Origin of the sequence: Xenorhabdus taiwanensis, from assembly GCF_036512875.1 — a bacterium.
Classification (GTDB): Bacteria; Pseudomonadota; Gammaproteobacteria; order Enterobacterales; family Enterobacteriaceae; genus Xenorhabdus; species Xenorhabdus taiwanensis.
This window is the reverse complement of the sequence record NZ_AP028978.1, coordinates 1302789-1326829: the sequence shown is the minus strand read 5'-3', so window position 1 is coordinate 1326829 and position 24041 is coordinate 1302789. Positions and strand designations below refer to the sequence as shown.

At 42.9% G+C, this 24041-nt stretch carries 18 protein-coding genes; 12 read left to right on the top strand and 6 right to left on the bottom strand.

Features of this window, described 5'->3' with window-relative positions:
• Positions 1–607: 607 nt before the first annotated feature.
• The gene (locus tag ACE1SE_RS05950) at positions 608–1891 is read left to right on the top strand and encodes a citrate synthase (protein ID WP_374053055.1); all 1284 of its coding nucleotides are present in this window, start codon (positions 608–610) and stop codon (positions 1889–1891) included.
• A gap of 100 nt (positions 1892–1991) precedes the next feature.
• On the opposite strand, the gene ACE1SE_RS05945 is transcribed toward ACE1SE_RS05950, so the two are convergent.
• Positions 1992–2777, bottom strand: a complete 786-nt coding sequence (locus ACE1SE_RS05945; RefSeq protein ID WP_374053054.1) for an AraC family transcriptional regulator — start codon at positions 2775–2777, stop codon at positions 1992–1994.
• A 119-nt stretch (positions 2778–2896) separates the two neighbouring features.
• Between ACE1SE_RS05945 and ACE1SE_RS05940 the strand changes: the two genes are divergently transcribed.
• Positions 2897–4045, top strand: coding sequence for a Bcr/CflA family efflux MFS transporter (locus ACE1SE_RS05940; RefSeq protein ID WP_374053053.1), 1149 nt, complete (start codon positions 2897–2899; stop codon positions 4043–4045).
• Positions 4046–4076: 31 nt separating this feature from the next.
• Here the strand turns inward: ACE1SE_RS05940 and ACE1SE_RS05935 are convergent, their stop codons facing one another.
• Both ACE1SE_RS05935 and ACE1SE_RS05930 read right to left on the bottom strand, forming a co-directional pair.
• Positions 4077–4820 carry a type 2 GTP cyclohydrolase I gene (locus tag ACE1SE_RS05935; protein WP_374053052.1) on the bottom strand — a complete coding sequence of 248 codons (744 nt, stop codon included), beginning with the start codon at positions 4818–4820 and terminating at the stop codon, positions 4077–4079.
• Positions 4821–5032: 212 nt separating this feature from the next.
• Positions 5033–5242, bottom strand: a complete 210-nt coding sequence (locus ACE1SE_RS05930) for a YbfA family protein (RefSeq protein WP_374053051.1) — start codon at positions 5240–5242, stop codon at positions 5033–5035.
• A 351-nt stretch (positions 5243–5593) separates the two neighbouring features.
• Here ACE1SE_RS05930 and kdpF point away from each other — a divergent pair, with 351 nt between their 5' ends.
• Genes kdpF through kdpD form a run of 5 tightly spaced genes read left to right on the top strand, consistent with a single transcriptional unit; the run spans position 5594 to position 12820 of the window.
• The gene (kdpF, locus tag ACE1SE_RS05925; RefSeq protein WP_374053050.1) at positions 5594–5683 is read left to right on the top strand and encodes a K(+)-transporting ATPase subunit F; all 90 of its coding nucleotides are present in this window, start codon (positions 5594–5596) and stop codon (positions 5681–5683) included.
• Complete coding sequence (gene kdpA / locus ACE1SE_RS05920; RefSeq protein ID WP_374053049.1) at positions 5684–7381, top strand: potassium-transporting ATPase subunit KdpA; 1698 nt, start codon at positions 5684–5686, stop codon at positions 7379–7381.
• A 16-nt stretch (positions 7382–7397) separates the two neighbouring features.
• Positions 7398–9464 (top strand): potassium-transporting ATPase subunit KdpB, encoded by a 2067-nt coding sequence (kdpB, locus tag ACE1SE_RS05915; RefSeq protein ID WP_374053048.1) that lies wholly within the window; start codon positions 7398–7400, stop codon positions 9462–9464.
• A 55-nt stretch (positions 9465–9519) separates the two neighbouring features.
• Positions 9520–10119 carry a potassium-transporting ATPase subunit KdpC gene (kdpC, locus tag ACE1SE_RS05910; RefSeq protein WP_374053047.1) on the top strand — a complete coding sequence of 200 codons (600 nt, stop codon included), beginning with the start codon at positions 9520–9522 and terminating at the stop codon, positions 10117–10119.
• The gene (gene kdpD, locus ACE1SE_RS05905; protein ID WP_374053046.1) at positions 10106–12820 is read left to right on the top strand and encodes a two-component system sensor histidine kinase KdpD; all 2715 of its coding nucleotides are present in this window, start codon (positions 10106–10108) and stop codon (positions 12818–12820) included. Before kdpC ends, kdpD begins: the two co-directional genes overlap by 14 nt.
• A gap of 53 nt (positions 12821–12873) precedes the next feature.
• On the opposite strand, the gene pulA is transcribed toward kdpD, so the two are convergent.
• Positions 12874–15672: a pullulanase-type alpha-1,6-glucosidase gene (pulA, locus tag ACE1SE_RS05900; protein WP_374053045.1), complete on the bottom strand. Its 2799-nt coding sequence runs from the start codon at positions 15670–15672 to the stop codon at positions 12874–12876.
• Between the two features lie 506 nt (positions 15673–16178).
• Here pulA and ACE1SE_RS05895 point away from each other — a divergent pair.
• The gene (locus tag ACE1SE_RS05895; RefSeq protein ID WP_374053044.1) at positions 16179–16607 is read left to right on the top strand and encodes an EamA family transporter; all 429 of its coding nucleotides are present in this window, start codon (positions 16179–16181) and stop codon (positions 16605–16607) included.
• Positions 16608–16667: 60 nt separating this feature from the next.
• On the opposite strand, the gene pgm is transcribed toward ACE1SE_RS05895, so the two are convergent.
• On the bottom strand, positions 16668–18308 hold the full coding sequence (gene pgm, locus ACE1SE_RS05890; RefSeq protein WP_374053043.1) for a phosphoglucomutase (alpha-D-glucose-1,6-bisphosphate-dependent): 1641 nt from the start codon (positions 18306–18308) through the stop codon (positions 16668–16670).
• Between the two features lie 90 nt (positions 18309–18398).
• Positions 18399–18932, bottom strand: a complete 534-nt coding sequence (seqA, locus tag ACE1SE_RS05885; RefSeq protein ID WP_374053042.1) for a replication initiation negative regulator SeqA — start codon at positions 18930–18932, stop codon at positions 18399–18401.
• Between the two features lie 259 nt (positions 18933–19191).
• Between seqA and ybfF the strand changes: the two genes are divergently transcribed.
• The 4 genes from ybfF to ACE1SE_RS05865 all read left to right on the top strand — a co-directional run bounded on the left by ybfF (position 19192) and on the right by ACE1SE_RS05865 (position 23931).
• Entirely contained in the window at positions 19192–19971 is a 780-nt protein-coding gene (ybfF, locus tag ACE1SE_RS05880; RefSeq protein ID WP_374053041.1) for an esterase, read from the top strand.
• 192 nt (positions 19972–20163) lie between these two features.
• Entirely contained in the window at positions 20164–20898 is a 735-nt protein-coding gene (locus ACE1SE_RS05875; RefSeq protein WP_374053040.1) for a class I SAM-dependent DNA methyltransferase, read from the top strand.
• 397 nt (positions 20899–21295) lie between these two features.
• Entirely contained in the window at positions 21296–22327 is a 1032-nt protein-coding gene (locus ACE1SE_RS05870) for a methyltransferase (protein WP_374053039.1), read from the top strand.
• 65 nt (positions 22328–22392) lie between these two features.
• Entirely contained in the window at positions 22393–23931 is a 1539-nt protein-coding gene (locus ACE1SE_RS05865; protein WP_374053038.1) for an FAD/NAD(P)-binding protein, read from the top strand.
• The last annotated feature ends 110 nt before the right edge of the window (positions 23932–24041 follow it).

Here is a 24041-nt window from a genome sequence, read left to right as displayed (position 1 = left end):
TTTCCATCCTCCGGTCCTGGGCGGGAATCAGACAGCGCGAAGAGGATACAAAGACACAACATAACTAACTTAAACAATCCCTACTGTTCATCAAAAGTTGTGATTTGGTTACGCTGGGTGCTCCTACATCAGGATAATCCGGAGACCTCCCAGAAGTATAAGTACTTCACATTGTTATTACAATTGCCACACAATATGATTATTAACATTTAGCTTGAACAGTGAGAAAGATCACGCTTCAAACATTTTTCATAAAATTAACAATCCTGTTTGACAAAGATTAAACATTTATCTTACATATATGTCGTTATATATTATTTGCCATCATTTTATGATGCAAAATTAATCTTAACGAAAAATAAAAGTTATGCAAAAGTATCATATAAGCACAAAATGATAACATTTTATGTCAATAATACTTTAAATATAACTTCCAAAAACTTTTTAACAACCTGAAAACCATTGTCGTCCGTAATGAGATTTCAGCGTTAAATGTGATACCAGCCTGATTTTAAATTCTCTCCGGTAGCACAATGCCTTCGGCACAGTATAAATTGCGCCTATCTGGTTGTTAGGGGTTATAAAAATAAGCGCTAAGGAGATATAAATGGCTGATAAAAAGGCTACGTTGAACATAAATGGTTCAGCTGCTATCGAACTAGACGTACTAACGCCGACCCTAGGTCCTGAAGTGATTGACGTTCGTACCCTCGGCTCAAAAGGCTTCTATACTTATGATCCAGGTTTTACTTCCACTGCCTCCTGTGAGTCGAAAATCACCTATATTGATGGCAATGAAGGCATTTTGCTACACCGTGGTTTTCCCATCGATCAGCTTGCAACGGAATCGACCTATCTGGAAGTCTGTTACATTCTGCTATATGGCGAACCACCCACCCCCGAAGAATATGAAAAATTTAGAACTACGGTGACTCGCCATACTATGATCCACGAACAGATCACCCGTCTGTTCCACGGTTTCCGCCGTGATTCCCATCCAATGGCCGTACTTTGTGGTGTTACAGGCGCACTGGCTGCCTTCTATCATGATGCCCTGGATGTCCATAATCCTCGCCACCGTGAAATCACGGCTTACCGTTTGCTATCCAAAATGCCAACTGTTGCGGCAATGTGTTACAAATATTCTATTGGGCAGCCTTTCGTTTATCCACGCAACGATCTGTCTTATGCTGCCAACTTCCTGTACATGATGTTCTCAACACCGTGTGAGGAATATAAGGTTAACCCAGTATTAGAACGCGCCATGGATCGCATTCTCATTCTGCATGCAGATCATGAACAAAATGCTTCAACTTCAACGGTACGTACTGCAGGCTCTTCTGGTGCCAATCCATTTGCTTGTATTGCTGCGGGTATTGCATCCCTCTGGGGACCAGCGCATGGTGGAGCAAATGAAGCCTGCTTGCGGATGCTGGAGGAGATCCAAACTGTCGAACACATTCCTGAATTCATCGCTCGCGCCAAAGACAAAAATGACTCTTTCCGCTTGATGGGCTTTGGTCACCGTGTTTACAAAAACTATGATCCTCGCGCGACAGTGATGCGTGAAACCTGCCATGAAGTGCTAAATGAGCTTGGTTTGAATGACAGTTTGCTGGAAGTGGCAATGGAATTAGAACGCATTGCCTTGCATGACCCATACTTCATTGAGAAAAAATTGTATCCAAACGTCGACTTCTATTCAGGCATTATCCTGAAAGCCATGGGTATTCCATCAACCATGTTCACCGTGATTTTTGCTATGGCCCGCACTATTGGCTGGATTGCACACTGGAATGAAATGCACGATGAAGGCTTGAAGATCGCACGTCCACGCCAGCTTTATACGGGTCACACGAAACGCGATTTCAAGAGCCAGTTGGAAAAGTAATTTGATCAATAACACTATTCATATTCTGGCACATGTTGAATAGTGTATTTCTGCACCTCTTATGCCAGTTTTTATTTGAGATTAAGGGTGTAGTTTTGTTTTATTTCTCTGAGCCCGCCATATACTCCCTTGGCGGTCTCCCCATGATTTTACGAAAAAATGTCACAAATGCACTATCGTTGGCAAAACCGAGTTCCTGTGCAACATAGGATAACGTTTTATTCTGCGCCAATAACTCTATCGCTTTTACCAATCGCCATTGTTGCCGCCACTGTTGATAATTCATTCCTGTTTCACGTTGAAATATTCGGGTAATGGTTTTCTCACTGGCACCAATATAAGTCGCTAATATGTGCAATGGTGGCGGCAATTGATCAAATGACAAATGTATTAACCGCCGATCAGACGGCAGCGGCAATAAGGTTGGTTCCCTACGCGCCTCGCGAATTTCATCAAAAAATAGTGCTAACAAATTTGTTCCTTTTCCCTGCTCCCAGTCAGAGTCAAAAGAAGATATTGCGATACGCTCTAAAAGAGCCCGTAATAGTGGTGTAGCTTCCAATACTTCACTTTGCGTCGAAAGCAACTCCATTTCGTGAAATTTCAAGCAATTAGAATTTAAATAAATAGAACGGTAGCCTACAGAGCCACGCATTTCTGCCCGATGCCGTGTCTTTGGAGGTATCCAGGCTACTCTGGTTGGGGGCAGAACAGAGATCTGGTTTACCAATGTGATCTTGATACAGCCCCGCTGGGTAAACAGCAATTGCCCCATATCATGTTGATGAAAGCCTGAATCGTGTTGCCCCATCTCTGCGGCGATCCCTATCACAGGCATATCCAAGCTATCAGGATCAAAATAATCACTTTGTTGCAACCATGCCATGCTCATTCCTTCTGATTTAATGTCCGTTTAAATAAACAAATAGTCTTTATTATCATAAAAAGACAGCAACCATAATGCTAATCTTTCAGGCCATTACTTATCAGCAAAAGAAAAAAATCATGCAAACTAAACCACCACTTTGGCTTGCTATTGCCTTGATGATGTTCCCGCAGATCGTAGAAACCATCTATAGTCCCGCATTAACCAATATTGCCGCTGGATTTTCCGTCAACCCAGAGCAAGCTGCTCAAACATTATCACTTTATTTTTTTGCTTTTGCCCTTGGTGTTGTCGTATGGGGACGTATGTGTGATGTCATTGGCAGACGCCCAACTATTATTGCTGGTCTATCACTTTATAGTCTCGCTTCCCTGCTGGCGTTATTAACACAACAATTTTGGTTATTACTCGTTGCCCGAATACTGTCTGCTTTTGGGGCCGCCGTTGGATCTGTCGGCACACAAACCATTATGCGTGATACTTATCGTGGGGAAGAGTTAACACGTGTCTTTTCTGTCATGGGAATTGCCTTAGCAATCAGTCCCGCCATTGGCATGCTCAGTGGTTCAACATTGAACTATTTTGCTGGCTATAAAGCAGTCTTTGCTGGGTTAATTATTCTGGCGGTTATCCTGACCTGTTGGTCTATTACCCTATTACCCGAAACTCGCCCAATCAACGTAACAAAAGTCGCTTTATTAAGCACAGCAATTATGATGCTTAAAGATATTTCAATTTGGCGAAATGCGTTTTTGATCGCATTTTTCAATATTTGCTTGTTCAGCTATTACCAATTAGCGCCATTTCGTTTTCAACAATTTGGATTATCACAGAAAGTATTTGGCTATACTGGCCTGTTATTAACTTTAGGCGTTGTATTAGGCTCACTATTAAACAGATATCTATTAAAGCAACAATGGATATCAACCCAATTAGTTGTCCTTGCCTCATTCATGAGCTTATTCAGTGGGGTCGGTGTATACCTGCTCGAAAATAGCTGGCTCTTTATTTTTCCAATGTTAGGAATAGTCATCGCTTATGGACTGGCGATCCCGAATATTTTAGCTTCTGCATTAACTAACTACTCAGATAGGTCAGGTACAGCCGGTGCTTTACTTGGGTTATTTTACTATTTGCTACTGGGGTTTGGTTTGGCACTGGCAGGCTGGAGTCAGGCATTAGGCAGCGTATTAATATGCTGTGGGATCGCAATGATTGTTTTATCTCTCTTGCAAGATAAAAAGCCCCACTTCCCGAAATGGAAATAAAATCCAGGGGCTATATAGATTAGATAAAAAATCAAGCCGGATTGGGAATATCGATAAAAGTCACATCCAATCCATAATTATTTGCCAGCCATTCACCAAGCGCTTTGATACCATAGCGCTCTGTCGCATGGTGCCCTGCTGCAAAAAAATGCAGCCCCATTTCACGGGCAACATGGATAGTTTTTTCCGATACTTCTCCCGTCACAAAGGCATCAACACCAAACTCAGCCGCCTGTTCAATAAAACTTTGGCCTCCGCCTGTACACCATGCCAGTGTGCGGATCTCTTCTGGTGCATTATCACCACAATGCAGTATTTTTCTTTCCAGGCTTTTTTCAAGACGTTCGATCAATTCTTTCGGTGTAATAGGCTGATCAAAAGCACCATGAGGAAGAAGAGTATCAATTTCGCCGATAACTTTCACACCCATCTGACGCGCCAATTGGATATTGTTACCCAAAGTAGGATGGGCATCTAATGGAAGATGATAACCATACAGGTTGATATCATTGCAAAGCAGTGTTTGCAAACGGCGACGCTTCATACCACGGATAACAGGAGATTCATTCTTCCAAAAGTATCCATGATGAACGATGACAGCATCCGCCTCAAGGCGAACAGCTTCATCCAGTAGTGCCTGACAAGCTGTCACGCCTGTAATCACCCTCTGGACATGGGGGCGGCCTTCCACCTGTAATCCATTGGGAGCGTAATCTTGAAATTCACGGATCTTCAATTCCGTATTGAGCACATACTCCAATTCAACATTGTTCATCACATTCCCCTTGTCACTTAGCATTTTCTTTATCATAAAATACATACCTGCCATGGATTAAGTCAAAATAGATTGGACATCACTTAATCCAATATAAAGCAAAAACACCTTGCCAGCATAAACCGGCAAGGTGTCAAAATACTATATTCAAGATACTACAATTCAAGATGTTATATTCAAAATGCCCGGTTAGGCTCAGTCATAATGCTATTTTAGCGATTCCGAGTCTCTAAAGTCATTTCTGAACATTCCAGCCATACTGGCTTATCACTGGTTTTTCGCCATACTTTATACAGATAGCTATAAAAACGGGCACGATCACGACGAAACAGCATAACAGGAAGCGCAATGGCACCCAGTGATATAGCGCCAATACGCCGCAAGAGAATCTGGTGCCAAGAGTATGCACGATATATAGACATTGATACCCCCTCATGGGCTTAACCTGTAATATGCATAAAATTTTATCTGATAAAATGAAAACTTACTACTCATCCGACCACTTTTTTAGTGGTATAAGTCACTTTTTTCTCTGATTGCGTAATTTAATTACAAAATCACACTTAAACAGAAACAAAACAAACAAATTGAAAACAAAAAATTAACTCGACATAGTTTGCTACACTTGCCTTATGATGCTTTATCGATGAATTCCACAGATCACTTATACTTTTTTTTACGCTTTCAGGAACCCTTTTAATAACTTCTTTGTATGGTATTTCTATGCTGTAACTGCTTATTTCTTAAAGAAATAAGCAAGGAGATACACCACCATGAATATCTTTCTGAACCCTGGCATTTTTCTGGTGACGCTATTACTGGGCTATCTCATTTATGCGTTATTAAATGCGGAGGATTTCTAAATGGCAATATCCGCTTTTTTACTGATTGCCAGTTTCCTGCTCATACTATTTCTATTGGGTAAACCGCTGGGTATCCTGATTGCCAGACTCATCGAAGGAGAGTTACCGCACTGGCTGACTAAAACAGAAGCCATCTTATGGCGCTGTTGTGGCCTGAAGAAACCGGGTTGTGATGTCAAAGAAATGAACTGGTGGCAGTATGCTCTCGCCATCTTCATATTCAACATAGCCGGACTATTATTACTGTTTACGCTGCTGATCAGCCAGGGTCACCTGCCACTGAATCCACAACATCTTATTGGCATGAGATGGGATCTGGCCCTTAATACCGCGATCAGTTTTATCACTAATACCAATTGGCAAGCTTATAGTGGAGAAAATACCCTCAGTTATCTGAGCCAAATGGCCGGATTGACTGTTCAGAATTTCCTGTCTGCGGCAACGGGAATTGCTGTGGCTTTTGCCTTAATGCGGGCGTTTTCCCGTCAAGGAATTAAAACCGTGGGAAATGCGTGGATAGACATTACACGTATCACGGTATATCTCTTACTGCCGCTTGCGATCATTGTGGCCTTATTCTTTGTCAGTCAAGGCGTTATTCAAAATTTTTCTCCCTATGTCCTCATTCACTCTCTTGAGGGGCAACAACAATTGCTGCCTATGGGACCAGTCGCTTCCCAGGAGGCAATAAAACTTTTGGGCACTAATGGTGGAGGTTTTTTTGGGGCAAACTCAGCTCATCCATTTGAAAACCCAACGTCACTTAGTAACTTTGTCCAGATTCTGGCTATTTTCTTGATCCCTTGTGCATTATGTTTCGCATTCGGTCTGGTTGTTGGCGACAGTCGTCAGGGATATGCCCTGCTGTGGGCAATGAGCATTATTTTCATTATTGCTACCAGTGTTGTCATGTATGCCGAAACCGCAGGCAATGCCCAGCTCATACATCCCAATATCGGTAACCACTTTAATATGGAAGGCAAAGAAGCCCGCTTTGGTATCCTTGCCTCTTCTCTCTATGGCGTTGTAACGACAGCCGCTTCCTGTGGTGCCGTAAATGCGATGCATGACTCCTTTACTGCACTGGGTGGCATGATCCCCCTCTGGTTGATGCAGATTGGTGAAGTCATATTCGGTGGGGCTGGTTCTGGCCTTTATGGCATATTATTGTTTGTTCTGCTTGCCGTATTTATTGCTGGCTTGATGATTGGCCGCGCACCAGAATACTTAGGCAAAAAAATCGATGTTTATGACATGAAAATGGTCGCATTGGCGATTTTAATCACACCTTCGCTGGTTTTATTGAGCACCGCTCTGGCAATTTCAATCGACGTAGGTCGCAGTGCTATTGCAAATCCCGGCGCTCATGGCTTTACCGAAGTGCTTTATGCTTTCTCATCCGCAGCCAATAACAATGGCAGTGCCTTTGCCGGACTCAATGCCAACAATGCCTTTTACAACCTATTGTTGGGCGCCATTATGTTTCTTGGGCGCTTTGGTCTCATTCTGCCCGTTCTGGCAATCGCAGGTTCCATGGTTAACAAAAAACGCCAGCCGATTAGCAGTGGCACTTTACCGACCCACGGTTCGCTTTTCATTGGATTATTAATTCTGGTCATTTTACTGATCGGTGCCCTTACGTTTATTCCTTCCCTGGCTCTAGGCCCTATCGCAGAACACCTACAACTTTGGCCGTGAGAATGTGAGATAACGCATGAAAAACAAACAACAAGTATTATTTGAACCAACTTTAATTCGCCATGCACTTATCGATTCGTTAAAAAAATGCCATCCGGCTCAACAATGGCGCAATCCGGTTATGTTCGTGGTTTATGTAGGAAGCTGCCTGACCACCGTCTTATGGATTGGCATATTAATGGGGCAATTAACAGGCAACGCACTTTTTACCGGTGCCATTGCTCTCTGGTTATGGTTTACCGTACTGTTTGCCAACTTTGCAGAAGCGTTGGCTGAAGGGCGTAGCAAGGCTCAGGCATCCAGTCTGAAAGGGGTAAAAAGAACTAATTGGGCAACTAAACTGACATCAGCCAGCCGTGAGGCGGCAAAAGAAAAAGTCACTTCTGACACTTTGCGCAAAGGCGATATTGTGCTGGTGGAAGCCGGAGAAATTATTCCTTGTGATGGAGAAGTCCTTGAAGGAGGGGCTTCCGTTGATGAAAGTGCTATTACAGGAGAATCTGCGCCAGTTATCCGCGAATCTGGCGGCGACTTTTCCTCTGTCACTGGCGGTACGCGAGTTTTATCAGATTGGTTAATCATCGAATGCACAGTCAATCCGGGAGAAACCTTTTTAGACAGAATGATCTCAATGGTTGAAGGGGCTAAGCGACGTAAGACCCCCAATGAAATAGCCCTCACCATTGTGCTCACTGCACTGACCATTATTTTCCTGCTGGTCTGTATAAGCCTGCTGCCTTTTTCCTTGTTCAGTGTCCAGGCCAACCAATCTGGCTCGCCGATCACACTTACCGTATTGATTGCCTTACTGGTCTGCCTGATCCCCACCACGATTGGTGGATTACTGTCAGCCATTGGTGTTGCAGGCATGAGCCGTATGCTGGAAGCCAATGTCATTGCTACCAGCGGGCGAGCCATTGAAGCCGCCGGGGATGTCGATGTTTTACTGCTCGATAAAACTGGCACTATCACGCTAGGAAATCGTCAGGCATCCCAATTTTTACCTGCACCGGATGTAACGGAACGGCAGTTGGCTGATGCCGCTCAACTCTCTTCCCTTGCAGATGAAACCCCTGAAGGACGCAGTATCGTGATTTTAGCGAAACAACGTTTCAATATGCGTGAACGTGATCTTCGAGAATTAAAAGCGACATTTGTCCCCTTCTCTGCTATGACCCGCATGAGTGGCGTCAATATTGGTAATCGCATGATCCGCAAAGGTGCTGTCGATGCTATTCGCCGCCATATTGAAGCTAATCATAGTCATTTCCCTGATGTGATTGACCAATTAGTACAGCAAGTTGCGCATAAAGGGGAAACTCCCTTGGTTGTTGCTGAAAATCAGCAAGTCTTAGGCGTTGTTGCCTTAAAAGATATTGTGAAAGGCGGAATTAAAGAACGCTTCAGTGAAATGCGCAAAATGGGGATCAAGACTGTCATGATCACGGGTGACAATCATCTCACTGCCGCGGCGATTGCCGCCGAAGCTGGTGTTGATGACTTTCTGGCAGAAGCCACTCCCGAAGCGAAACTTGCCCTTATCCGCCAATATCAATCCGAAGGGCGTCTGGTTGCCATGACGGGTGATGGTACAAACGATGCGCCCGCGCTGGCACAAGCAGATGTTGCCGTTGCCATGAATTCAGGCACACAAGCAGCGAAAGAAGCTGGCAATATGGTTGACCTGGATTCCAATCCCACCAAATTGATCGAGGTTGTACATATCGGCAAGCAGATGCTAATGACCCGCGGGGCTTTGACCACATTCAGTATTGCCAATGATATTGCCAAATATTTTGCCATTATTCCCGCCGCCTTTTCGGTCACATATCCACAACTTAATGTGTTGAACATCATGCACCTGCACTCTCCAGAATCTGCGGTACTGTCTGCGGTTATCTTCAATGCGATAATCATCATCTTTTTACTGCCATTGGCCCTAAAAGGTGTCAGTTATCGCCCAATGAATGCTTTGTCACTCTTGCGCCGGAATCTATGGATATATGGCCTTGGCGGCCTGCTGGTGCCTTTTGTTGGTATCAAGCTGATTGACATATTGCTCACTGCTTTAATATTTAACTAACGATCTTTTCACTACAGCGTATTTAAACATCGGGCTTCAAATAAGGTGATGAAAAATGATCTGGTTACGTTCTTCCATTGTTCTGCTGGTATTTCTTAGCCTAATCACGGGGATTGCCTATCCACTGCTGGTGACGGGAATATCAGAATTTTTATTTCCCCATCAAGCTAAAGGCTCGCTAATAGAGCAGAATGGCAAACTGGTTGGCTCTGAATTAATTGGTCAACATTTTACCAAAGACATCTATTTTCATGGGCGACCTTCCATGACGGCCGAAAAACCGTACAACACTCTGTCATCTGGAGGCAGTAATCTCGCTATAACCAATCCTGCATTGATCAGTAAAGTACACCAAAACATTATCCAGGTGCGTTTATTTAACCATCCCGAAAATTCTCCAATCCCTGTTGATTTAATCATGGCATCGGGTAGCGGGCTCGATCCTCACATATCCCCTGAAGCGGCTGAATTCCAGGCACAACGCGTGGCAATAGCCCGTCATATGCCACTTACAGTCATCCATAAACTTATTAGGCAACATATTCAACATCCCCTGCTGGAATATATGGGGCAGCCCATAGTCAATGTACTGGAACTGAATCTGGCGTTAGATAATCTGGACCAAAAAGGCAGATTAAGATATGAAACAAAATGAACTGCAACGCCCTGATCCTGATGAATTACTGACACTGGTAAACGAAAAGCCACGTGGCAAACTAAAAATATTTTTTGGTGCTTGTGCAGGTGTCGGCAAAACTTACGCCATGCTGCAAGAAGCTCAACGGCTGCTGGCGCAAGGGTTAGATGTCATTATCGGTGTTGTTGAAACCCATGATCGACAAGAAACCGCAGCTCTATTGAAAGGGTTACCCCAATTACCAGCAAAATACTTCCGCCATAATGAACGCAGGATAGCGGCATTTGATATTGATGCCGCTCTTGCCCGCCATCCGGCCATTATTCTGATGGATGAACTGGCATTCAGTAACCCTAAAGGTTGCCGCCACCCGAAACGCTGGCAAGATGTCGAAGAATTACTGGAAGCTGGCATTGATGTACTGACGACCATCAATGTGCAGCATTTGGAAAGTTTGAATGATGTTGTCGGCGGTATTACCGGTATTCGCGTACGGGAAACCGTTCCTGATCATATCTTTGATCAGGCCGATGACGTTGTTCTGGTCGATCTTCCGCCTGACGATTTGCGTCAACGGCTCAATGACGGCAAGGTTTATATTTCAGGTCAGGCTGAGCGTGCCATTGAACATTTTTTTCGCAAAGGAAACCTGATTGCCCTGCGTGAATTGGCGTTGCGTCGCACGGCAGATCGTGTCGATGACCAAATGCGGGCTTTTCGTGATACTCAAGGAAAAGAACCCGTATGGCATACGCAAGAGAATTTACTGCTGTGTATTGGCTACAACGCCGGCAATGAAAAACTGGTTCGAAAAGCCGCTCGCCTGGCAGCAAAACTCAACTGTACCTGGCATGCTGTTTACGTTGAAACCCCCAAACTACATCGATTGCCAGAAGGCAAACGACGTACCATTTTGCAAGCCTTAAAGCTGGCACAAGATTTAGGGGCTGAAACCGCAACGCTCTCTGATTCCGATGAAGAAAAAGCCATCCTGCGCTACGCCAGAGAGCATAATTTGGGAAAAATCCTTATTGGCCGTTATTACAATTCACAGGTAAATTTTTTCGGCTTTAAATGGTATCGTGACTTTTCAGAGCGTCTGGGAAAACTCGGTCCTGATTTGGATTTGATTATTGTTGCGTTGGAAGATAAAAAAAACAGCGACAAAGAGCCAAAAGATAACCGAACATTCAATGATAAATGGCGAGTCCCGATTCAGGGTTTTTTGATGGCTATTGTACTCTGTGCCCTGATTACCCTCTTTTCCCGAACTTTCTTGCTGACCCTGGATAAAGCCAACCTGGTGGCGCTCTACTTGCTCGGTGTTGTCATTATCGCTTTGTTTTATGGTCGTTGGCCATCTGTCTTTGCTGCTTTTGTCAATGTCATCAGTTTTGATCTTTTCTTTGTCCAACCACGTTGGTCATTGGAAGTCAAAAACATACAATATCTGCTCACACTGGCTGTAATGCTGATTGTCGGGGCAGTTGTTGGAAACCTTACCGCAGGTATACGCTATCAAGCCAGAGTAGCCCGTTATCGCGAACAACGAACGCGGCATCTATATGAAATAACCCGAACACTGAGCAAGGTTCTGACCGAAGAAGACGTAGCCCGTATTAGCTATCACTTTCTATCCAACAGCTTTCAGGCAAAAACAGGGCTGCTGCTGCCAGATAGCAACCAGCATTTATATCAAGTTAAATCCCATAATGGTGGTCAAATGCAGATCGATGAAGCGATCGCCAAATGGTGTTTTGAGAAAAAACAACCTGCTGGAGCGGGTACTGATACATTACCGGGTGTCCCTTATCAATTATTGCCTGTTGCTACGCCCTCGCAGGTTTTTGCTGTTCTGGCTATTGAATCCCCTAACCAACGCCAGTTACTAGTACCGGAACAACAGCGGCTATTACAAATCTTCACGGGACTCATTGCCAATGCGCTGGAACGCTTGTACCTGACCCGCAGAGCAGAATCCGCCAGATTGGAAACTGAGCGGGAGCAACTACGTAATTCATTATTGGCAGCACTATCTCACGACCTACTGACTCCGTTGACCGTATTATTTGGGCAGGCTGAAATACTGATGTTGGATTTATCGACAGAAAGTTCTCCCCATACCCAACAAGTTAACCAAATTCGCCAGCAAATTCTCAGCCTTTCGCGACTGGTCAATAACCTGCTTGATATGGCACGGCTGCAATCAGGTGGCATTCAGCTTAATCTTGAATGGTATCCACTGGAAGACATTGTCGGCGATGCCTTGCGCGCGCTGGAACATACCCTAACTCACCATATTGTAGAACTTTCTTTACCTAATGATTTATTAATACATTGTGATGCCGCCTTACTGGAACGTGTTTTTATCAACCTACTGGAAAATGCCATTAAGTACACCAATGAACAAACTCTCTTGGGCATACAAGCCGCAATAGAAACAAAATACGAACAAAAGCAGTTGCATATTGAGGTATGGAATGCAGGCACAGGAATTCCATCAGGACAAGAAAAACTTATTTTTGATAAATTCTCACGTGCCAGCAAAGAATCAGCTATTCCTGGTGTCGGATTAGATTTGGCGATCTGCCGCTCCATTATTGAAATCCACGGTGGAAAAATATGGGCGGCTAACAATAAAAAAGGCGGGGTTAGTTTTCATTTTCTTCTACCGTTGAAAGAGCCACCAAAAATTGAAAATGCTCTCAACAATATGTAAATAAAAATGAGTCCGCCCCAAAACTCAATGATTAAACACCATACCTGATTTCGCTACTTCTTACGAACAGGCAAACCTGTTCCACGAATTCCTTCTTGTGGCAGAACTAACACGGCTGTCGACCATGCAGGCATGGTGATCTCACCATTTTCTGTTATTTGTATTCCCGCAGCCAAAGACGCTTCGCCTAATTCACGTTGAATATCATTTAATTTCAGCCCCTCGACATTAAGATCGTTGACAATCACAGACCAAGGTGCAGCATTAATGACGACGACCAAACCATCAAACCGCCAATCACGATCATCCGACGTCATATTGCCATCATCAATCGTCATAACCAGTAAACCAAGTTGCTGATGAGGGCCAACATTAACGAAATCAATACGCTGCCTGACAGCAGCACCATCGCCAAGTGTCATCAATGGTGAAAATTGACGTAAACGCAATAGCTCCTGATAAAACGCCATCATCTGTAATAATGCATTTTGGCCTGGTTTTTCCACCTGATTTTTCACCCGACTAATCAGTGGATAATTTTTGCTGTCATTACCACGTTCAGGTAGTCCCACGTCATAATTATTGTCTTTATAGTCATAACTAACACGATTAAACCAATCGCCAGCATCATAAGAATCACGGGTAAATGATTTTGAACGCAATAGCTCTGACCCTTGTTGATCAAAAGCCAGACCTTGTCCAAGGAATACCGTTGCAAGAGAGAGCGCCTGCATACGAACCCTCGTCATCAAATCCGCCTCTTGGGCAGCTTTATAGCTAATAATGTCCCACAATGTTTGATTGTCGTGCTTAGATACATAATTGAGCACTTCAGTGGGATCTAATGCATAACCCGCAGCAGTACCCTTATAATCAATTTCCCTGCCTGTTTTTACCTCTCCATCTTTATCGATCATGACAAAATCGGCCAAATTACCAGCCATGCCAAGACGTACCAGATCCCATAAATGACGAACCTGATCTGCATCTAAGTCAGAAATTTCGTTTGGTAATATTTCGGCACCATTGCCTACTCCCTGATTACTGCGAATACTATCCGCAACATCAAAAGGCCCGCCGCCACGTACCGCATCTCGCAACCGATCAGAGAAAGTCCCAATACCACTCCCTTTAAGATTAACTTGTGATGCGGTTTCAAACCGATCATCCTGCCCAGAATTCCAGCCTTCTCCGAAAAAGTAGATCGATGGGTTAATAGTTCGTACTTTTTCTAGTACCGATATAATTTGCGCTTTGGGATGATACCCCATTAAATCGAACCGAAATGCATCTATCTTATAATCTTTAACCCAGGTTACCAGTGAGTCTTCAATCAGTTTGGCAAACATACGGCGTTCAGGCGCAGTGTCAGCACAACAGGTATTATTTTCAACATTGCCTGTTATTTCATCTAAACGGTGGTAATACCAAGGCACGATCTTATCCAACACCGACGTTCGGGATGCAGGGCCTGCCGCATCAGTATGGTTATAGACAACATCCATGATCACATTCATACCTAATTGCTGTTTGATAGCCTGTATCATAGAACGAAACTCTTTTATGCGACCGGAACCTTCTGGATCAGTGGCATAAGAACCTTCCGGTACTGAATAATGAAACGGATCATAGCCCCAGTTATAGGAATCCGTCTTTGCTACCATCGTATTTAATTCTTGTACCTGCGGATTATTGATGTTGTCGTCAAACCGCAATTGCTGCAGAACCTCCCGCACAGTCAATGAGCTATGGCAATAACTAGCAAAACGGCTATTTTTCACCATCGGATTGACCTGACATAGACGTTTAAAAGGATGATCAAGATCAGCCACCTGATGGCTAAATTCATTAATGGAAGCAATATCAAACACAGGCAATAACTCTATATGCGTCATTCCCGCCTGACTCAATGCCTTAAGATGCTTGAACATATCGCTATTCTTGTCAGTCAGTGCCAGATATTTACCACGCCAGTCTGCGGGTATCGTACTGTCTGCAACGGAAAGATCACGAATATGCGCTTCATAGATAGCCATGCGGGTAATATCCGTTGGTGTATTTTGCGGACGTGGTGTCAACAGATTATCCCAATTTTGGGGTTTTAAGGATGCGTCATCCAAATTAACAATCTGGCTATATTCTGAATTAGTAGACAGGCTATAAGAATAGGGATCGGTAACTTCATAACGTTCCACATTACGGGAAGATGGATGGTAGACTTTCAAGGCATAACGATAGTAAGCACCAATCAATTTCTTGTCGCCTTGCCATGACCAAGAGCCACTCGCGACATCGCGTTCCATTGTATAATTGCTGATAATTTGCTTATCTTGATTATAAAGAACCAAGTCCACCTCTTGGGCAGTTGGTGCCCATAAGCGGAAAATCACACCCTTATCGTTTATCCGTGCCCCATATTCCAGTTTATCAGCAGCATCGGCGAAACGATCATCCAACACACCCGCCGTTTGTACTTGAGTTGCTGATATTAGTAAACCTTGCTCATTCGCGGCCAAAGCCACTAAGTCTCCGGTCAGAAGAAGATCAATATCAGTTCCTTCTGGTAGACGGAATGCGGCCCATTTTGCCAGATGAGGAAATCTCTTTGCTGTCTCTTGGTTTAAGTTCGTTGGTGTTAACGCCAGATAGTTATCGGTAAAATAACCTTGGTTATTGGACTTTACCTTATTGTTGTGATTGTAATATAAGCGAACAATAGACTGTCCTGCTCCACCTGACCATAATAATGTTTGTCGATCAACCCAATGTGCGGAAGCTTGAGAAATTTCTGACTCAGAATGACAACGGTAGATTCGTTCACTACCCGATATTTGCTTCAAACTAGGTGCCATCAGTTCCTCCTGGGTTTTGAGCGAATGATTTTTATTTTGTATACAACTATCTTGTACGCAACTTGTCAGTGATAAAATGAATAAGCTGCCGAATACAATAAGATAAACCTTTCTCCAAAAGTCAGATTTCATAGTCAAAACCTTTTTAATAGAAAGATCACATCAACTATTTTATTTTTAATAAATTGAAAATAATGATTAAACATTGTATTAGATAAATTCACCTCATCCTTTATTAATAAATATCAGGAGGAGAATAAAGGATGAGTTACCTTCTGTGATACTCATCATAAAAGGCGTTTTGCAAAAATTAATTTGCAACTCTCTGGACAACCCTTAATTAAGGGGACTTTCATATAATTAAAATTTGCAACCATTCGAAAAATAAAGCGCATAGAAATTTTTTAGCATTTTAATGGAATTCTATATATTCAGATCAACAAAATTAGCCTATGATTCACTCCCCTGATACAACACATTAATATCAAACACAGGATTAATTGAATATGAGTACATGGCTGATTTATGCCTTACTCTCCGCACTAACGGCAGCGCTGGTCGCTATCTTTGGAAAAATTGGGTTACAAAATTTGGATGCCAATACGGCAACCGCTATTCGTGCTGTCATTATGGCCCTGTTTCTAGTAGGCGTTGTCGTGATGCAGGGAAAATTGAATCTTATCAGTGAAATACTTGCCAATCGTAAGGCACTGCTGTTTATCCTGTTAAGTGGTATTGCCGGAGCCCTCTCTTGGCTATGCTATTTTTTGGCGATTAAACATGGTAGCGTTTCTCAGGTTGCTCCTATCGATAAATTGAGCGTGGTATTTGCGGTCGTTCTGGCGGTAATTCTATTTGGCGAGAAAATTTCTCTGGTGACTTCCGCCGGCGTCGGATTGATTGCCATAGGCGCTTTGATGGTTGCTTTGGGATAAAAACACCCGCCGTAGCAGTTGCTACGGCGGGTGTTTTTTCCGTCCAAAAATAGAAAACAATCAACCCGCAGAAAATACCTGATTGACGATTTCCTGTGCCTCTTGTTCAATTTTTTCACGATGCTCCGCACCAAGGAAGCTTTCGCAATAGATTTTATAGGCTTCTTCCGTACCAGAAGGACGGGCAGCAAACCAACCATTGTCACTCATCACTTTCAAGCCACCAATGGAAGCACCATTGCCCGATGCAGTGGTCAAACGAGCAGTAATCGGGTCACCTGCCAATATGTCGGCTTTGACCATTTCCGGTGACAATTTAGACAGCAATGCTTTTTGCTGATGAGTCGCCGGAGCCTGAATACGGCTATAGCTTGGAGTACCAAATCTGGCCGCCAGTTTATCGTAACGTTGCTGTGGATTTTCACCAGTCATTGCGGTCATTTCAGCCGCCAGCAAACAAAGAATAATACCATCTTTATCGGTTGACCACGGAGTACCATCAAAGCGCAAGAAAGATGCTCCTGCACTTTCTTCTCCACCAAAGCCCAACTCGCCTTTATATAATCCATCCACAAACCATTTAAAACCGACGGGAACTTCTACTAATTCACACCCCAGATCGGCTACAACACGATCAATCATGGCACTGGAAACCAGTGTCTTACCCACTGCGATATTTTTCGGCCATTGTGGACGATGACGGAATAGGTAATCGACAGCCGTTGCTAAGTAATGGTTAGGATTCATCAAACCAGCCGGTGTAATAATCCCATGACGGTCATAATCAGGATCATTGGCGAAAGCTAAATCAAATTTACCACGCAGCTCCAGTAACCCCGCCATCGCCCAACGGGATGAACAATCCATACGGATCACGCCATCATGATCCAATGTCATAAAACGGAACGTCTGATCAACCTTATCATTAACCAGTGTCAGATCGAGATTGTAATATTCCCCAATCCGCTGCCAGTAGGCGATCCCTGAGCCGCCCAATGGGTCAATACCAATCTTTAATCCTGCCTGTTGGATCGCCGCCATATCCACAACTTCACCCAGTGCAGTAACATAAGGATTGATCAAGTCCTGGGCATGCAGATACTCACTTTTTAGTGCCTGTTCAAAAGGCAAGCGCTTGATCCCATTGAAACCAACAGCCAATAATTCATTTGCACGTTGTTCAATGATTGCCGTCAAATCGGTATCGGCGGGCCCGCCGTTAGGCGGATTATATTTAATACCACCGTCTTCTGGCGGGTTATGGGATGGCGTAATCACGATACCATCAGCCAAACTTTTTCCCTGACGGTTATGGCATAAGATGGCATGGGAAATGGCAGGAGTCGGTGTAAACCCATTATTTTCCTGCACAATGACATCCACACCATTTGCCGTTAACACCTCTAATACGGAGATAAATGCCGCTTCTGAAAGTGCATGGGTATCTTTACCCACATAACATGGTCCAGTAATCCCATGTTGTGAACGAACTTCCACAATAGCCTGTGAAATAGCCAGAATATGTGCTTCGTTAAAACTATTACGTCCAGAACTGCCACGATGACCAGAAGTACCAAATTTGACCTTATGTGCTGGATTTTCAGGATGTGGTTGTAAGGTGTAATACTGTGAAGTGAGCTGAGCAATATTGATTAAATCATGCTGCTGGGCGAGCTGCCCTGCTCTTGGATGAATTGCCACTTTATTATTTCTCCTGGGAAACCGCACTGACTTATCGCCAGCGCAGTACTCATAAACTAATTGATTGTATTAGTAGGGCAACTAACTGAATTAAATAGTACCACACACTTTCTCAATCAAATTTGCTGGAAACTTCATATCCTGCATAATATGTTCAATCATGCTACGTTTACGGTCAGTATTGGTATTAGTGATCACCCAAAAAGGTGTACCGGGAATATGACGTGGCTTAGTTTGCTTGCCCTTAGCCAATAAGGTGTATTCATCACCGGCGAAATAGGTACGGGTGCGGCCATGCATCGTTTCCGTTGCTTTAGAAAAATTCTCGCTATTCAAGCTATATAATGCCGACAAGATCAGCATAAAACGTTCAACAGATTTTTTCTTTTCAGCATATTCATCAGAAAGCAATAATTCACGAATAACGCGGACAGCATCACCAGAACGGGCAACAGGGGTTTTAACAACAGGTGCAGGGTCGTTGGCAGGCTCTGTAATTTGTACTGGCTGCCCGGCGTCTAACTTCAATATGCGCCGTAAAATATCAGATGCACTTTCACCGATATGCAGAGTTTGGCTTGCAATAAAGCGGTAAAGTTCTTCATCAACTTCTATCGTTTTCATTTCTATCCAGTACTGTTCTTAATGAAAAAATTATCTTGGGATTATAAGATATAATGCCACAAAACAAAACAATTAAACTTTCAATAACTTAAAGTGATTCTTTTAAAAATTGAGAATCTTTAGGAAAGCACCTTTCCTTTAAAATAAATCAATTAGTTACAACTATTTCATCCCATTGAGTTTGTCACAATTCACGCATCATGATATTAAGCATCTCAATATTAAACATTGTATAAATGGTATTAAATTCAGGCAAATCATGAAATCAAATCGTCAATTAAATTATCATCTTCACACTGTAGAAAATCCACAATCTTCAACTCCCATTGTCTTGATTCATGGGCTTTTTGGAGATTTAAACAATTTGGGAGTATTGGGACGTGATTTACAGCAACATTACTCGGTAATTCAAATCGATGTACGTAACCACGGTCTTTCTCCACGTATGGAAAATATGGATTATCACGATATGGCACAGGATGTCCTGACACTACTTGATGAGCTAGGTGTACCCAAAGCCATTATTATTGGGCATTCCATGGGTGGCAAAATCGCCATGACCATGACAGCTATTGCGCCAGAACGGATTGAAAAAATCGTGGTGATTGATATGGCTCCCGTCGCTTACCCTGTTCGCCGTCATGACAGTATTTTCACAGCACTGAACAAAGTCACGGCCGCCGGTGTACAAACCCGACAAGCAGCAGCAGATATTATGCATCAGGATATTCGGGAAGAAGGTGTTATTCAATTTTTACTGAAATCATTCCGTCAAGGGGAATGGAAATTCAACTTATCCGTTTTGCAAAAAGAGTACGAAAAAATTATCGGCTGGGAAACTATTCCTGCATGGCATGAACCTGCTCTGTTTATTCGTGGTGGAAATTCAGATTATATTACTGAAGAATATCGGGAAGATATTATCAACCAATTTCCACAAGCAACAGCATGGGTTGTAGCTGGTTGTGGGCATTGGGTACATGCAGAAAAACCGGAAGCTGTACTCAGGGCTATTCATCGATTTTTAGGCACAAAATAATTACGGATATCAACCCATCTGAATATGGGTTGATAAAATAAAGTGTCAATATAAAAATAATTATATCTAATTCATTACTGGCACCTTAATATATAAAAAAGAAAAAAGTAATTAGTAATCGTTACACCAATATTAAATAATATATTCTACAGATAAATAAAACATCTTGACTTTAATTAAGGACAAAGAATTATGAAAGATAACATCTTATATAATCCCATTGCACATCTTTACGAAGATTTTTCAGATTCCGCTGCCCAAGTCAAAGTAGAAATCCGAACTATTTTCAATCTGGCAGGAGATATAGAAGGAAAATCAGTGTTAGATTTAGCATGTGGATATGGTCTATTTAGTCGGGAATTCAGAAACCGCGGTGCTGCAAAAGTTATTGGTGTTGATATATCAGATAAAATGATAGAAATTGCCAAAAAAAAATCGCAACAATACGGTGATGACATAGAATTTCATATCCGAGATGTCAGCAAGATGGAGTCATTTGGTAAATTTGACCTAATAGTTGCCGCCTGGTTATTCTGCCATGCGGAATCACTTGAACAACTTGAAAGTATGTTCCGTGTAGTTGCAGATCACCTTAAACCTTCCGGTAAACTTATCGCTTATACATTTGAACCTGATTACCGTTTAGAAAAAGGGAACTATGAGAATTATTGCATAAAGGTGCTAAGTGAAGAACCAGTGAAAGACACGACCCTTGTGAAGGCTGAATTCCTTACTACTCCACCCACGCCTTTTACGATGCATCGTTGGAGCCGTGAACAATATAAAAATGCAAGCACTAAGGCGGGATTAAAATTTGAGTGGCATAAACCCATGCTGCTGGAGAGCGATATTGAAAGTTATCCACCAGGTTTTTGGGATGATTATCAAAGAAACTGTCTTGATGCCGCCCTCGTTTGTCAATTCTAACAAAATAATCCCCCGTGATTTTATTAGGGGGATTTGAATTTACCCCATAAATTAACCACCCACCTTCAAACACTGTATTATTATATTCACCTTGCATTTTTACAGAGATATTATTTGAAACAGGAGAGGCTACCCGAATAATATAAACGCCCCCACCAATTGAAGTTGCACTTATTATGTGAACACAAGAAACCACTTAATTTAACAGTGTAATCTTATCGTAAAAATAACATCACTAATTAATCTTCAATTAATAATAATAATGATAACAATATTCTTTCATATAAGATTTTTTGTGGTTGCAAAGTGAACAATTTCCTGATTAATAATGTAACTGCAATAATAAAGTAGTTTTATATTTTTTTAATTTTACTATTAAATTATAAATGAGAACGATATGAACATACTTAATAATAACACAGCAAATTCTAACTACACATCAGCAGCTTTACATTTACTTAATCAAACAATGGGGTATTCTTATCAAGCGGCGCTTCGTGCTGCCGCGGTTCTTGGTGTAGCCGATCATTTGAGCAATGGGCCAAAAACAGTGAATGAACTTGCCAAAACTGTCGGAGCCCAAGAGCAACAGTTACACCGAGTTCTGCGGCTGCTTGCCACACGGAATATCTTTCATGAAACTGAAGATAAAGGATTTTCACTCACTCCAGCCGCAGAGTTTCTGCGCAAAGATACACATCATTCCCTCCGAGCCGCAGTCTTGATGTTGACTGACCGGACATTTTGGCAACCTCTTGGCGAGATTGTAGAAAGCGTCCGCGGTAACCCTGCTTTCAAGCACCTCTACGGACTTCCTTTCTTTGATTATTGGGCGCAGACGGACACGCAATCTGATGATTTTCACGTCGGTATGTCCTCAATGTCTAAAGTGGAAAATTTGTTTCTCGTGCACAGTTATGATTTCCCGAAAAACGCAACAGTTGTCGATATAGCTGGCGGGTTTGGTGGCCTGCTATTAGAAGTATTACAGGCTAATACAACCCTGCGAGGAGTTCTTTTCGACCAACCACACGTACTGGCCAGACATGAACTTGGTGAGCTAGGTGATGATACGCGGTGGGAGATTGCTTCTGGTGACTTTTTCGAGTCATGTCCTCAGGGCGATATATATCTGCTCAAGTACATTATGCACGACTGGTCTGATGAACAATGTATACAAATTCTACGTAACTGCCGACAAGCGATGTCCCCTGATGGACGAATATTGGTGATGGACCCAGTGATCCCTAATGGCAATGTTTCACATGCAGGTAAAGAAATGGATCTTCTCTGTATGGGGGTCTACGAGGAAGGACGTGAACGCACAGAGGATGAACTACGACAATTGTTGGCTAACGCAGGTTTGAAACTCAATCGTGTTATTGATACAGGCTGTCACATTTCGATTGTTGAAGCCATTGCCGAATGAGTTCCTGCGCATTAAGTCAGCCAGGTAAAACTTCCTTATTTTCACAATATATTGAGGAAATAGTAATGTCCTTGCACAAAAGAAGTCTTGCCATTGTCGGAGGCGGGGCTGCTGGGGTGGCGACATTCATCACAGCAGTACAACATCGTGCGGCACAAGTTATTTATATTATAGAACCTGGGCCGGTAGGCCCAGGAATGGCCTTTTTCAATTTGGATGGCGATGTACTATGTAATACCTCGATCGATACCATGTCAGTTGTAGCAGATAATCCTCTGGATTTTCTGGATTATTTGCATAAACACGGCCATAGCGTTACACCGGAATCTTTCGTGCCGCGGCAGTGGGTAGGAAACTATCTGAATCAAAGATTTCTGGAATTTAACACTATTGCTCTCAAAACAGAAATCGATGTTTTCCATATACCCCATTTATTTAGGGGGTTGAAGGTCAATCCTCATCGTTGCTATACACTCTGGCACGGTGATAGCCTGACACCTCAATCACTGGAAGTGACTGATGTCATTTTCTGTACAGGCTTAGGTGCTTCTCGGCTTCCTGATGTGTTGAAACCCCACTTGACTCGCCCAACGTTTATGTTCAGTCCCTATCCAGAGAAAGATATGTTAGCCCAAATACCTCCGCAATCGCGGGTATTGGTTATCGGCAGTAAACTTTCAGCAATCGATGCGGCTATTCTTCTCTGTCGTGAAGGCCATAGCGTCACCATGACTTCACCATCAGGAGATATTCCCGCAGTCCGTTCACGGTTTATACGAAGCCCTGGAATCTTCTTTGAGCATGAAAACATAATGTCGATAATGACCCGTCAGGGGAATCAAGTGACAAGTATTTTTCCTGATTCATTGAAACATGCGTATCTAAAATATTTCCATCGCACACTGAGCAAATACACCCAAATACCCTGGCGAGAACAATTCTCTAATGCCAATAGTTATCGGGAGCGTCTGCGTGAAGAAATCGCTATTGCCGAGCAAGGAAAAAGTCAATGGCAAGATATGATAGTCAATTTCGTGTATGTCGTTAACGAAGTGCATTTAAATGATAACACCTATTTCGGTGGTTCATTGCATTCCAACTTCGAAAAAATGCTTCATCGCTATATCACCGCCATTGCTTTGCCCAATGCACAGAAACTCCTGCACTATATGGATAGTGGTTCTCTGCTCGTTCAGAAAGGAGAAATTCTAGATGTTGTTATAGAAGAAGGAGAGACAAATACCTGGTTAGTCAACTTAGGTAAGGACTATCAACCATTTGATGCTATTGTCGCTGCTGTTGGTTATCACCAACCTGACTTTATCCTTGACGAGGATGGCATACTTGATATTGATACTCACGGCCAGCGTTCAGAACGCGCCATATCGATCTCGCCAGAAATGGCCGCCATCCACCCTAACTTTAAGGAAAAAGAAAGTATTTGGTTTGTCGGAACGCCTGCGCATAAACGGTTATGGGTACCCAATTCCCTCTTCGTGGTCGCAAATGTAGCGAATCGGGTTATTAAAAATATGCTGAAATTAGATGTTCAGGTCACATCAACTATCAGCAATACCGAAAAAGAGCTAGAACTAAGCACATAATTTTAACCGTTCCACCCAACATGGATTTTCCTTCAAGCTACAACCGCAAAAAAGGAAGATCCCGAAATTGAAAAATGGCCCATATTCATGGGCCATTTTGTTAATCAAAT